This window comes from Azospirillum sp. B4 (assembly GCF_000333275.1).
Lineage (GTDB): Bacteria > Pseudomonadota > Alphaproteobacteria > Azospirillales > Azospirillaceae > Nitrospirillum.
In genome coordinates this window covers 22,142-35,118 of record NZ_BACU01000528.1, presented here as the reverse complement: position 1 = coordinate 35,118, position 12,977 = coordinate 22,142, and the positions used below count along the sequence as shown (strand labels likewise).

Below are 12,977 nucleotides of genomic sequence, written 5' to 3'. Positions count from 1 at the left end.
CTGGTGGCGGACGGGGACTTGCATCCCCCCGGCTCCGGGGGTTGGCGCAGCCCACCACCCTGTTCATGGTGCCCACCAAGCCATCGCAGCACGCGGCGGCCTTCCTGGTCGGATTGGCGATGCTGGCCCTGTTCCTGGTGGGGGCCGTGGGGGCCAAGACGCCGGTGGGCAACGTGCCGGGGTTGTTGCCGGCCTATGGCGTCATCATCCTGATCACCGATCTGCTGACCTCCTTCCTCATCGCCAGCCAGTTCCTGCTGTCGGGCCAGCGCGCCCTGCTGTGGCTGATCGGCGGCTACGCCTATTCCGGCATCATGTCCGTGCTGCAGGTGGCGGCCCTGCCCGGGGCTTTCGCACCGTTGGATCCCGACGGCGCGCTGTCGCAATCCGCCCTGTGGCTGTATGTGGCCTGGCATACGGTCTTCCCCCTCGCCGTGCTGGGCTTCGCCCATTTCCAGCGCACGGCCCCGCCGGCGGTCGCGGCCGACGCGCGCAGGCCGCTGGCGCTGGTCACCAGCCTGGGGGCCGTGGTGGCGGCGGGTCTGACCATGGTCGCGGTGCTGTACGCCATGGACCGCTGGCTGCCACGCGTCACCTTGGTCAACACCTACAACAACAGCATGGTGGTCAAGGCCGTCTACCTGGTCATGCTGCTGCTGAACTTCTGCACCCCCGCCATCCTGGCCACCGTCACCCGGGTGCGGACGGTGGGCGACCTGGGCCTGCTGATCTCCACCGTGGCGCTGGCGCTGGACACGCTGCTGAACGGCCTGGGCCTGGCCCGCTTCACCCTGGGCTGGTTCCTGGCGCGCGCCGACGGCGCCATCGCCTCCAGCGTCGTCCTGATGATGCTGCTGGGGGAGATGGTCAGCCTGTACCGCCGGGTCCACCTGATGAACGGTCAGCTGAACACCCAGCGGGAACGGCTGCTGACCCTGACCGACGACCTGGACCGCGCCCGCCGCACGGCGGAAGAGGCCCGCCAGGTGGCGGAACGGGCCAATGCCACCAAGTCCGATTTCCTGGCCAACATGAGCCATGAGATCCGCACCCCCATGAACGGCGTCACCGGCATGGCGCAGATCCTGCTGGACACGCCGCTGACCACCCAGCAGCGCGGCTATGCCGAAATCATCCGCGACAACGCCGACGCCCTGCTGGGCGTCATCAACGACATCCTTGACATCTCCAAGCTGGAGGCGGGCAAGGTCACGCTGGAACGCGTCCAGTTCAACCTGGATGAGCTGGTGGACGGCGTGCTGGCCATCCTGGGCCCCAAGGCCCGCGACAAGGGGCTGGAGATCGGGGCGCTCGTGCACGACGCCGCCATCGGCATGTGGTGGGGCGATCCCACCCGCCTGCGCCAGGTGCTGTTGAACCTGGTGGGCAACGCCATCAAGTTCACGGCCAAGGGGACGGTGTCGGTGGACATCACGCTTCTGGGCGATGGTCCCGCCCTGCCGGAACAGACCCGCCGCCTGCGCGTCACCGTGCAGGACACCGGCATCGGCATCGACACCGCCAAGGCCGGCAAGCTGTTCCAGATGTTCGAACAGGCCGATTCCTCCATCACCCGGCGCTTCGGCGGCACCGGCCTGGGCCTGGCCATCAGTCGCCAGCTGGTGGAACTGATGGGCGGCGGCATCGGGGTGGAGAGCACGCCCGGCGAGGGTGCCACCTTCTGGTTCGAGGTGCCGCTGGAGCGGGCGGTGGCGCCCGCGCTCGCAGTGCGGCCGCTGGGCGACCATCTGCGTGGCCGCCGCGCCCTGGTGGTGGACGACACGCCCGTCAACCGCCTGATCCTGGTCCATCACCTGGCCACCTGCGGCATGACGGTGGACGAGGCGTCGGGCGGCCCCCAGGCGCGCAACCACTTGACCCAGGCCATGACGGCGATGGACCAGGACGACGCGGGCTGCCCCCTGCCCGACGTCATCCTGATCGACCACCACATGCCCGGGCTGGACGGGCCGGCCCTGGCCGCCTGGATCCGGTCGGAGCCGCGCCTGGCCGGCGTGCGTCTGCTGATGGCCAGCTCGCTGGAAGGCCCCCTGGGATCACGCGAAAGCCTGTTCGATGCCGTGGTGCCCAAACCCATCCGCCGGCCCCAGCTGCTGGAGGCCCTGGCCAAGGCCTGCGGCCTGCGCATCGAAGCCCAGACCCCCGTGACCCAGACCCCTCTGACCCAGACCCCCGTGACCCTGGCGACCAAGGGCCGCATCCTGGTGGTGGAGGACAACATCACCAACCAGACCATCGCTTCCGTCCTGCTGGAAAAGGCCGGCTACCAGGTGCAGATCGCCGAGGACGGCGCCCAGGCCGTGCGCGCCTGCCTGCAGACCCGCTTCGACCTGGTGCTGATGGACATCCAGATGCCGGTCATGGACGGCATCGAGGCCACCCGTCGCATCCGGGCCGTGGACAACCGCACGCCGCCCATGCCCATCATCGCGATGACCGCCAACGCCATGACCGGCGTGCGGGAGGATTACCTGGCCGCCGGCATGGACGACTACGTATCCAAGCCCTTCAAGGCTGATCGCCTTCTGGAAACGGTGGCGCGATGGCTGGCGGCGCGGGCCCCCCAGGCGGCGGATGAGCCGGACGGGGTGGCCCTGTTGCTGGAACCCAAGGTGCTGGCCCGGCTGGAGCGTACGGTGCCCCCGGCGGATTTCCGCGCCCTGGTCGACGGCATCGTCAGCCGCGGCCGGGGGCGTCTGGATACCGTCCTGGAACTGGCCGGCGCCGGCGCGCCCGATGCCCTGCGCGAGGCGACGCGCGACCTGGCGGTCATGGCCGACAGTTGCGGCCTGGTCCAATTGGCCCGCCTGGCCCGCCGCCTGTCCGACGGGCTGGCGCCGGGGGCAGCTGCCGTGGTGGATACGCCAGCCCTGCTGCGGGAGTTGGCCGAGCTGGGTCATCGCTCCTGGGACACGCTGCACCAGCGCTTCCTGGGCGCGCCAGTGAGTTAGGGCGGAACGCGCCCTCAAGCGCCGGTCATGAAAAAGGCGGCCCCGGCACAGGGGCCGCCTTCCCATTGGGCCGCCGCAGGATCAGAAGCGGAACTTGCTGACGAAGCGGGCATCGTAGCCGACATAGCCGTGGCGGCTTTCGCCGCCCAGTTCCAGGGCGATGTCGGAGTAGCGGTTGCCGCCCTGTACCGTGACGCGGGCGATGGGGCCACCGCCAACCATGGACTGCGGCACCAGTGTGAAGCTGGAACCACCGGCGAAATTGGCCGTGGTGTCGCCGGCGCCGTCGCCGAACACCTGCTTCCAACCCACGGTGAGGGCCGGCTTCCATTGGAAGTCGCCGCCCAACTGGGTGCCGAAGGTCATGCTGGCCTCGGCGTTGCCCTGCTGGCCCGTGCGCTCGGCGATGTTCAGGTTGAAGGCGCTGCCGCCGTTGCTTTCCTGATGGGCACCGTCATACAGCATGAAATAGTCCAGCGAGGCGTTGGGCCGGACGAACATGAAGCCCAAGGACTGTTCGTAGCCCAGGCCGAAATGGGCATCGCCCATATAGCCGGTCCAATGGGCGTCGGCGTCGCGCTCGAAGGCGTTGCTGTCGTCATCGGTGCCGGTGAAGACGCGCTTGCTGGAGAAGCGGATGTAGCCGGCATTCAGGCTGGCGTTGGCCATCAGCCCGCCCAGCCGGTCGCGCCAATAGGCGCCGCCGGTGAAGACCTGGCCCTTCACCTGGTTGCCGGAGGAGGCGTCAGGGTCATTGATGGCGGTGATCATGTAGGCGGAAGACAGGCCGACGATGCCGACATTCTCCACCGACTTCTCATAGCCGCCCATCAGGGCCACGCCGTTGCCATTGTAACCCGGTCCCTGGTCGCGGTTTTGCGACACGGCGAAGCCCAGTTCCTGCACCCAGGCGCCACGCTTTTCATCCCTCATGGCCACGGTGGGGTCGGCCTGGGTGCGGGCCAGGGCCATCATGCCCCGGTTCAGCAACTGGAACGGGCCGCCGTTATAATCCGGCAGCATCTTTTCATAGAGGCTGCCGAAGGTGCTGGCGCTGGTGGCGTTGAAGAACGCCTGGCCGACCTGGGTATCCTTGTCGAAGGCGTCATAGACGGCGTTGAAGGCGCTGGCGCCCACGGTGATGCCGGCCTCGGCGGCGGAGCGGCGGGCCACGTTCACCGACACGGTGCCGGCGGTGGCATCGGCCGCGATGCTGGCCTTGTACCAGTAGGACACGTCGCCCAGCAGCGTCTGGTCGGTGGTGCCCACGCTCAGGCTGCTTGCCTTGATCACGGTGAAGGTGGTGGTGTCGGTCACCTTGCTCTTGAAGATCAGGCCGATCTTGCTGCCCGACGCCAGCGAGGCGGTGCCCGACACGTTGAACAGGGTGTTGGTGTTGTTGGCGGGATCGGCGGTGAAGTCGATCTCGCCGCTGGAGCCCAGGGTCAGCGACCGCATGTTGATGGTGCTGGTGCTTGTGTCGCGCAGCTTGCCGTTGGCCACGCTGACGGCAAGAGTGCCGTCACTGGTCAGCGCGCCGGTGTAGATGGCGCCGCCGCTAATGGCCAGGGTGTCGCTGCCGCTGCCAAAGGACAGCGCGCCGGTGACGGTGCCGGCGGTCAGGTTGAGGGTGTCATCGCCCGAGCCCAGCAGCACGTCGCCGGTGATGGTGCCGCTGTTGTTGATGGTGACGCCCGAGGTGTTGGCCGTCAGGTCGATGGCGGTGGCCGTGCCGGTGATGCCGGTGTTGCTGGTGGACTCCGACACCTTCGCCAGGATGATGCCGCTGTTGTTGATCAGGCTGACCGTGCCGCTGGCGTCCTTGATGGCGACGGCGTTGCTGGCCACCGCCGTGGTGGACCCGGCGTAGCCGGACGCATAGGCCGCGACCGTGCCGACGACATTGATGCTGTTGACGGTGGCGCCACTGGCGATGGAGATGGCGGTGGCCGTGGAGGACTGCGAAACCACCGTCGAGCTGAGCGAACCTGAAATGGCGATATCGGTGACGGTGGCGCCCGAGCCGATCAGGATGCCGGTGGCGTCCGCCTTGTAAGCCAGGCTGGTCATCGTCCCCGACAGGCTGAGGCCGCCGTCGACCAGAACGGTGCCGCCCAGGCCGCCAACCTGCAGGGCGGTGGTGCTGAACCCGTCATAGACGCCGCTGGCGATGATGGAGCCGGCCAGGACGAGACCACGGGTATTGTCCGGATAGGGCCCCAGTTCAATGCCGTCGGTGGCGGAGCCGACGAGGATGGCAGGCGCCGACCCGTAGGAGCTGACGGTGGCCGTCGATTCCACGTTCAGGCCGCCGGTCACGGTCGCGGAAATGCGCAGGGCGGCGCCCCCCTGCAACTCGTCATTGGCGGTCAGCGCCGCCAGGCCGGACGTCGTGGTGGGCCGCGTCGTCGACAGATAACCGGTGGAGGTGATGGTGCCCGTGACATCCACCACGCCTTCCGTGACGCCGTCGACGGCCACACCCACCGAACCCGTGCCCAGCACGCTGACGCTGCCGGAAATCAGGATGGTGCCGGCTGTGAGCGCCGTGGTGTGGATGCCGTAGGAATTGTTGCCCGTGACCGACAGCGTGCCGCTCATCGTCAGGCTGCCGTCCATCTCGGTCGCCACCAGGATGCCGGCGCTGTCGTTGCCGCGCACGGTCAAGGTGCCCGAGGTGGAGATGTCACCCGTGAACACGCCCGTGCCGGCCACCCAGATGCCGTAGCGCCGCTCCGCCGAGGTCAGGGGGATGGTCGAGCTGACGCTGCTGTCGGTCAGGGTAAGGGTGCCGCTCATGCCGACACTGCCGGTGTTGCCGCCCTTCACCAGGATACCGGTGGTGTCATCGTTGCCGGTGATGGAAATGGTGCCGGAACTGGTGATGGTGTTGCTGCTGTCCAGCGTCACCGCCGTGCCGCTGGACGGACTGACCGTGCCGGTGATGGTGAGGTCGCCGGACGAGGAGGTTGACACCGCCGTGGACTGGGTTCCGGAGATCGTCGTCGCCGCATGAAGATCGGTCAGGGCGGCGAGGCACAGGGGCGCTGCGGCCACCGGCGCGAGAAGGCGCTTCATTTGCTGAGGAATCCTGCCTGTTCAGACGAGTAAGGGGCTTTTGGCCGGCGGGCGATGGGCGCAGCCGGCGGCACCGGCGGATAAGAGGGACGGGCTTGGGGGTTGCGGTGAGGGTGGGGCGGGACCGGGAATGCGGCCCATACGGACCGTATTACACGGCGCGTCCGTCGAAACCCGGCGGGCGCCTGAATAAAAAAAGTCGCGGAACCGCAATTTTCAGCCAATTTGCCGCAGCCGGCCCTATGCGGCCGATGTGCCCCCTATCCATCCGCGCCCGGCGACCGGGACAGCGTGCGGCATTTGCAACTGGCGGGGGTGCGGACACCTGGCGTAGAGTTCCCCGCCCAGGCCTGCCGGAACGCGCCCCGCATGAAGGAACTACGCTGCATCGTCTTCACCGACCGCGAGGTGGTGTCCGCCATCATGGAGCGGCGGCGCAAGCTGAACGAGGTCTTCCCCGAGGGCGAGGTCACCGGCCTGGATTACACCCTCAACCGCGGGGTCAGCGCCCGCCTGTCCACCACGCTGAACGGCCAGGTCAGCGAGCTGGCCGTGCCCGAGCAGGAATTGCAGGCGTCACTGGTGGGGTACTGCATGTCCCGCAACGTCCCCCTGCCGGTGGTGGCCGACAAGGCCCTGTACGTCATCAAGGGGCGGGCCACGCTGATGATCACCATGAACTTCCGCAAGCCGGCGCGCCTAGTCGTCCTGGGCGAGGCGTGATCGCCGGCCCGTGAGGGCCGGAATCGGAAAAAGCCCGTACAGGCGGAGACCGGAAAAGAAAAACGGGCGGCCCACTGGGGACCGCCCGTTTTTCTTTTCCGTCCGTGTCCGTATGGGGCCGGTGGGGGGAGGCCCTGTGGCGTGCCCGCCACCAGCCCCACCCCTACCGTCACCGATTAGAACAGCTTCAGGATGGCTTGCTGGCTCTGGTTGGCCAGCGACAGGGTGGTGACACCCAGCGACTGGCGCGTCTGCAGGGTCAGCAACTCGGCACCGGCCTGGTTCTGGTCGACCTGCACCAGGCTGTCCGCACCGTCCGTCAGGACGTTGTTGAACGAGTCGGTGAAGTCGGACCGGGTCTGTATGACGTTCAGGTTGGTGCTGAGCGTCTGGCCGGCGGACCGCAGCTGGTTCGTCGCGTAGGTCAGCTGGGCCACCGCCGCGTCGATGTCCGACCGATCCAGGAAGTTGTTCTGGGCATAGTCGAGGCGCAGGCCCTGGCCGTCGGTGGTGACGTTGGTGGACTTCACCGTCAGCGAGTTGGTGTTGGTCTCGTTGAACTGCACCGACAGATCGTTCTGGGTGTTGGCCGGCGTCTGCTGCGTCGTCGTCATGTTGGCGAAGCCGCTGGCCGAGGCCGCCTGCATGATCTTGGTCGCGTCGACGTTGATGCGCACCGTGCCGGTGCTGAAGGACATGGCGTTCTCGCCGTCCGCCAGCTTGGCGCTGCCCCGGTCATTGGTGCCCGACCGGGTGATGGACACGCCGTTCAGGTCGGTGGCCGTGATCGAGACGTCCACGTCCTTCTCGATGGTCGAGGTGCCGTTGCCCGTCGTACCCAGGGCTTCCAGCGTGGTGCGATCGACGGTGAAGGACACGACCGAGCCCGAGGTGAAGGACACGGAGATGTCCTTGGTCAGGGCGTTGGTGGCCGAGGTGCCCAGGGTGAAGCTGTTGGAGGTGCCGTAGAAGCCGCTGGCCGTGATGGTGAAGTTGTTGCCTGTGCCGGCGGTGCCGACGGTGAAGCCGGAGGCCGCCAGGCCAGCGCTCACGATGCTTTGCAGGTGCGCGGCGATGTTCGCCTGGCGGGTGGTCGGCGACGGATTGGCCACGTCGCCCGCCGAAGCGGTGTAGCTGAACGACCGGCCGTTGACGGTGACGTTGAAGGTGTCGCCTTCGTCGATGTTGCCGGTGATGTTGACCTGCGAAGCCTGCTTCGTGCCAGACTTGCCGGCCACGGTCAGCTGGTTGCTGGTGGCCTGGCTGTTGTCGAAGAAGGTGATGGACCGGGATTCGTCGCCCTCGGTGATCACCACCGTCCGGGTCTGGCCCACGGCGCCGCGCACCTCGATCGACACGTCGGAGAAGTTGCCGGCGGTGCCGCTGAGCTTGCCGGAAATCTTCAGGCCGAACAGGCCGCGGGCATCTTCGGCGGCGGCGATGTCGCCGGCATTGCCGGAGATGTCGCCCGTGCCGGCCACGCGGACGGAATAGGTGTCCGAGGTGGTGACGTTGGTCACGCGGCTGTTGGACAGGCCGGTGATGGAGTTGACGGTCGCCCGCGACACCGAGGTGGCGTCATAGGTCTGGCCGCTGCCCGCCAGCAGGTTCTTGCCGCCGTAGCCGCTGTCGCCGGCCAGCTTGTCGATCTGGTCCTTGATGGCGTTGAACTGGTCGGCCAGCGACTTGCGGGCCGCGATGGAGGACGGGTCATCGCCCAGGTTGGAATAGGCCGAGGTCGTCAGGCCCTTCGCCTGGTCGATCAGCTTCTGGATGGAGGTGATGCCCTGGTTGCCCGCCTTGATGGTGCTGATGGCCTGGCCCATCGCGTCCTTCAGGGTGGACAGGTCGCTGGCACGCTGGTTCAGGCCCTGCGCCGCGAAGAAGGCCGTGGGGCCGTCCAGCGCGCTGTTGATCTTGTTGCCCGTGGACAGTTGGGTCTGGAGCTTGTCGATCGAGCTGTTGGTGTTCTGCAGCAGCAACAGGTTGGAACGCATTGCCGAAGTGAGGGCGACTTGGGACATCATCTATCTCCTTTTGAGCTGCCGGAGGGCGGCCGTTTGGGCCGGTCTGATCCTTCTGGCGAGAGCAAGCTGCTGGCTTCCATGGCACCGATAACGCCACCCGCCCGCTGCCGGGGGGGCCTAAGTCCCCGTCTCCGGGCGGCGGCCCCTTCCTGCCGGAATGGCGGAAAAGGTCCGTCCGGGAATGCCCGGGGGCGGTTCGTTGCCGTGGTCGCCATCAACCTCCTCTGATGGACGGTTAGGTTCGGCGGGCTAACCGCAGAAACCGTGCCAACCACCGGGGAGATATTCACGTCATTGCAAATAAAGGGATTTCCTGCCGATGTGCAGGCTATTCCCGGCCGGGACGCATCCCTGGCCGGGGGCGGAAATTTCCGCTCGGTCGGTCAAAATTGCCGGGTACGCCGCCGACAAGCGGTCAGGATTTCCTGGTGGAGGGCCGCCGAAGCGACCATGGGGAACCGGCTACAGGCCCTGTCCGGCCCGCCATGCCAGCAGCAGGTTGCTGCATTCGCCCGCCAGCGCGCACCGCTGGGGAACGTCGGCCATCAGGGCCGCCGGAAACCGGCGGACCAGCGAGGGCGTCGTCACGACATCGATGCCCAGGACGATCCGCTGTCCGTCCGAAGGGTTGTCGACCTGGTGGGGCAGGGCGAAATCGCCCGTCCAGCCGCGACCGGGCGGATAGGCCACCGCCTCGTGCCCGATCCAGGTGGTGGCGGCCGCCGGCACGATGATGGGAATCAGAAGGCGCGCCTCCTCCAGGTGCAGGGCCTGATGGTCGAAATGCCACCGCAGGACGCTGCCCGGTGCCTGGCGCAGCAGATAGCAACCCCGCACATCCCAATCCGCGCGCGCCAGCAGCGCGGCGACGGACGGCATCAGCGCCAGCGCCGGCGTCGCCCGCGCCGGGGCGTCCAGGGCGCGGTCCAGCAAGGACACGGCGGTCCAGCCATCGGTGGCGCCGAAATGTTTGCGGGCACCCTGCGGCAGGTCGCGGTCCAGGACCGCGAAATCGCGTTGCAGGGGAAGCGGATCGATCGCCATGTCCAACGCGCCGTGCAGGGTCAGCCCGCTGCCGCGGGTGCGCTCCTGCCAAGGATGCAATCCAGCCCCCATCCCTTCTTACGCTCCTTGCCCCCCCAAAGGCCTGCCGTGGGCGTGCCGTAAGCGCCCCATCAGGCGTTCCAATCCTTTTACCGACCTGGGCCGCCGCCGGCCATGGGCTTTCGGCGGAACGGAGTGCGAACCGGCCGGTAAAATTCAACGCCCAGGTTGCCACCCAGTGGACCGCTTTCCTGATTGACCGCCTGGCGCCAAACCGCGTAAACCCTAGCCCTGCGATGGTTTCGGGGCGTAGCGCAGTCTGGTAGCGCGACGGTTTTGGGAACCGTAGGCCCCCGGTTCGAATCCGGGCGCCCCGACCATCGCCCGGACCGGCGCCCAGCGGCGACGTCCGGGTTTTCCAACGGCCTGTCGAACGGGGCACCGGGCGGCGGGCATCAGTTGTTCCGTTCAACCCGGGGACGTTCCAGAGATGCAGGTTCGTATCTATCAGCCGGCCAAGACGGCCATGCAGTCCGGCCGCGCCAAGACCCAGTCGTGGGTTCTGGAATATGAACTGGCCACCGCCCGCCGGCCGGAGCCGCTGATGGGCTGGGTCAGCTCCGGCGACACCCTGAACCAGGTGAAGCTGACCTTCGACAGCGCCGACGAGGCCGTCGCCTACGCGACGCGCAAGGGCTGGGACTATGAGGTCATCACCCACAACGACCGTATCGTCCGGCCGAAGAACTACGCCGACAACTTCCGCGCCGACCGTCCCCGCGTCGGCCGCTTCTGATTAGGGCCAGCCGGAAGGCCCCGTAGCTCAGCTGGATAGAGCACTCGCCTTCTAAGCGAGATGTCGCAGGTTCGAGCCCTGCCGGGGTCGCCAGTACGCCAGACCCGCCTGCACGTCCCCCCGTGCGGCGGGTCTTGTCGTTTCCGCAGCCCCCGCAAGACCAGCGGCTCATGCCGCTGTAGCCCGCGACTGCGGGCGCCGCAGGTTTCTGGGGAGCGTCAGCGGACCGGAAACCGAGGATCAGGCAAGCCGGCGGATGCCGGCGCCCGCCGTCTGAGGGTGGATTTGATCGGCCGCGATCAAATCCCACGCCTATAAGACGGAACGCTTGCAAATAGACTTCCGGCGACGCTAACTGAGAATGACTCTCATTGCTCAGCCCCAGGCACGCCGTCCATGGTCGCACCGCACCGCCTCATGCTCCTCGCCTTGCCACTTCTGGGCATGCTGCTGGGCCTGTCCTTGGCCGCCCCGCCCGCGTGGGCGGAAACGGCACCGGCGCAAACCATCTGGCGGCTGCTGGACTATGTGGCCGTGGACTATCCCGGCGCGGTGGTCGATGGGCGGGTGGTCAGCGACTCCGAATACGCCGAACAGGCGGAGTTCGCGGCCAGCGCGCGGGAGCGGATGGAGGCCCTGGCCCCCACCCCCGCCCTGCCCCGGCTGGAGGCCCAGGCCGACGCGCTGAAAGCCGCCATCGCCGCCAAGGCGCCGGGGACCGAGGTGGCGACCCTGGCCCGCGCCCTGGGCCGGGAGCTGCTGGCCGCATACCCCGTGCCGCTGGCGCCCGCCAGCCCGCCCGACCTGGCCCGGGGCCGCGCGCTCTATGCCGAGAACTGCGCCGCCTGCCATGGCGACACCGGCAAGGGCGACGGGCAAGCCGGCGCCGCGCTGGACCCCAAGCCCGTGGACTTCACCGACGGAGAGCGGGCGCGGGAGCGCAGCGCCTTCGCCCTGGAGCAGGTGATAGAGCAGGGGCTGGACGGCACGCCCATGGTCAGCTTCGCGCATTTGCCGCCGGAGGACCGCTGGGCCCTGGCCTTCGTCGCCGGCGGCTTCGCCTTCACCCCCGCCGACACCGAGGCCGGGGCCAGGCTGTGGCGGGAGCGGGCCGACCTGCACACCCTGTTCCCCAGCCTGGAGTCCCTGACCCAGACCTCCCTGGCCACGCTGGAACCCCAGGTCGGCGCCGACATCGCCCGGCCGCTGCTGGCCTATCTACGCACCCATCCCGACGCGGTCATGCCCAAGGCCAACGACAGCCTGGCCATCGCCCGCGCCAAGCTGGGCTTGGCCGTGAAAGCCTATGAGGCCGGCGACGCCAAGGCGGCGGGCGACCTGGCCCTGGCCGCCTATCTCGACGGCTTCGAGCCGGTGGAGCCCATCCTGAAAGCACGCGATGGCGGCCTGATGACCCGTGTGGAAAGCGCCATGGGCGCCTTCCGCGGTGTCATCGGCCAGGGCCGGCCAGCGGACGAGGTGCGGGCTCAGGCCCAGGCCATCACCGGCCTGCTGACCGAGGCGGAGCATGCGCTGTCGCCAGCCGCCGCCAGCGACGCCTCCACCTTCGTCGGCGCCTTCACCATCCTGCTGCGCGAAGGGCTGGAAGCCCTGCTGATCGTGGTGGCCATGATCGCCTTCCTGCGCAAGGCCGGGCGCACCGATGTGTTGCCGCACGTGCACCTGGGCTGGGCCATCGCCCTGGTGGCCGGCCTGGCGACCTGGGCGGTGGCCACCTACCTGGTGTCCATCAGCGGCGCCAGCCGGGAGCTGACGGAGGGCCTGGGCTCGGTGTTCGCGGCCCTGGTGCTGCTGTCGGTGGGCGTGTGGATGCACGGCAAATCCCAGGCCGGCGCCTGGCAGCAGTACATCAAGGAGAAGCTGTCCCGCGCCCTGTCGCGCCGCTCCGCCTGGTTCCTGTTCCTGCTGACCTTCGTGGTGGTCTACCGCGAGGTGTTCGAGACCATCCTGTTCTACATGGCGCTGTGGGCGGAGGGGGCGCACGCCGCCGTGCTGGCCGGGGCCGGCGCCGCCGTCTTGCTGCTGGCCGTCATCGCGTGGTCGCTGCTGCGCTACAGCCGCCGCCTGCCCATCGGCGCTTTCTTCGCCTGGAGCTCCGCCTTGATGGCGGTGCTGGCCGTCGTGCTGGCCGGCAAGGGGGTGAAGGCCCTGCAGGAGGCCGGCTGGCTGGACGTCATCCCCCTGGCGCACGTGCCCAGCGTGGACATCGTGGGCCTGTTCCCCACGGCGCAGACCGTGGCGGCCCAGCTGGTGATGGCCGCCGCCCTGGCGGCGGGATTCGCCTATAACAGCTGGAACGCCAAGCGAAAGGCGTGA

General features: G+C 68.3%; 7 protein-coding genes and 2 tRNA genes. 6 read left to right on the top strand and 3 right to left on the bottom strand.

Annotation, left to right across the window (positions count from 1 at the left end; all coding sequences use genetic code 11):
- Positions 1–41: 41 nt before the first annotated feature.
- Complete coding sequence (locus tag I55_RS33425; protein WP_049974436.1) at positions 42–2,972, top strand: response regulator; 2,931 nt, start codon at positions 42–44, stop codon at positions 2,970–2,972.
- Positions 2,973–3,053: 81 nt separating this feature from the next.
- Here the strand turns inward: I55_RS33425 and I55_RS23615 are convergent, their stop codons facing one another.
- On the bottom strand, positions 3,054–6,050 hold the full coding sequence (locus I55_RS23615; RefSeq protein WP_044563074.1) for an autotransporter domain-containing protein: 2,997 nt from the start codon (positions 6,048–6,050) through the stop codon (positions 3,054–3,056).
- A 369-nt stretch (positions 6,051–6,419) separates the two neighbouring features.
- On the opposite strand from I55_RS23615, the gene I55_RS23610 reads away from it, so the two are divergent.
- Positions 6,420–6,773, top strand: coding sequence for a hypothetical protein (locus I55_RS23610; protein WP_044563073.1), 354 nt, complete (start codon positions 6,420–6,422; stop codon positions 6,771–6,773).
- 176 nt (positions 6,774–6,949) lie between these two features.
- On the opposite strand, the gene I55_RS23605 is transcribed toward I55_RS23610, so the two are convergent.
- Positions 6,950–8,800, bottom strand: coding sequence for a flagellin (locus I55_RS23605; RefSeq protein ID WP_044563072.1), 1,851 nt, complete (start codon positions 8,798–8,800; stop codon positions 6,950–6,952).
- Positions 8,801–9,262: 462 nt separating this feature from the next.
- A complete protein-coding gene (locus I55_RS23600) occupies positions 9,263–9,904 on the bottom strand; it encodes an aspartyl/asparaginyl beta-hydroxylase domain-containing protein (RefSeq protein ID WP_044563071.1) in 642 nt (213 codons plus the stop codon).
- A 243-nt stretch (positions 9,905–10,147) separates the two neighbouring features.
- Between I55_RS23600 and I55_RS23595 the strand changes: the two genes are divergently transcribed.
- The 4 genes from I55_RS23595 to I55_RS23580 all read left to right on the top strand — a co-directional run bounded on the left by I55_RS23595 (position 10,148) and on the right by I55_RS23580 (position 12,977).
- A tRNA-Pro gene (locus I55_RS23595) sits at positions 10,148–10,224 on the top strand.
- A 110-nt stretch (positions 10,225–10,334) separates the two neighbouring features.
- The gene (locus I55_RS23590; RefSeq protein ID WP_044563070.1) at positions 10,335–10,640 is read left to right on the top strand and encodes an ETC complex I subunit; all 306 of its coding nucleotides are present in this window, start codon (positions 10,335–10,337) and stop codon (positions 10,638–10,640) included.
- A 16-nt stretch (positions 10,641–10,656) separates the two neighbouring features.
- Positions 10,657–10,733: transfer RNA gene (locus I55_RS23585), tRNA-Arg, on the top strand.
- 303 nt (positions 10,734–11,036) lie between these two features.
- The gene (locus I55_RS23580) at positions 11,037–12,977 is read left to right on the top strand and encodes a cytochrome c/FTR1 family iron permease (RefSeq protein WP_044563069.1); all 1,941 of its coding nucleotides are present in this window, start codon (positions 11,037–11,039) and stop codon (positions 12,975–12,977) included.

Excerpts from the sequence above, each read along its gene's own strand:
- I55_RS23615 (WP_044563074.1), bottom strand. The coding sequence starts at position 6,050 with ATGAAGCGCCTTCTCGCGCCGGTGGCCGCAGCGCCCCTGTGCCTCGCC.
- I55_RS23580 (WP_044563069.1), top strand. The coding sequence starts at position 11,037 with ATGGTCGCACCGCACCGCCTCATGCTCCTCGCCTTGCCACTTCTGGGC.
- I55_RS23590 (WP_044563070.1), top strand. The coding sequence starts at position 10,335 with ATGCAGGTTCGTATCTATCAGCCGGCCAAGACGGCCATGCAGTCCGGC.
- I55_RS23605 (WP_044563072.1), bottom strand. The coding sequence starts at position 8,800 with ATGATGTCCCAAGTCGCCCTCACTTCGGCAATGCGTTCCAACCTGTTG.
- I55_RS23610 (WP_044563073.1), top strand. The coding sequence starts at position 6,420 with ATGAAGGAACTACGCTGCATCGTCTTCACCGACCGCGAGGTGGTGTCC.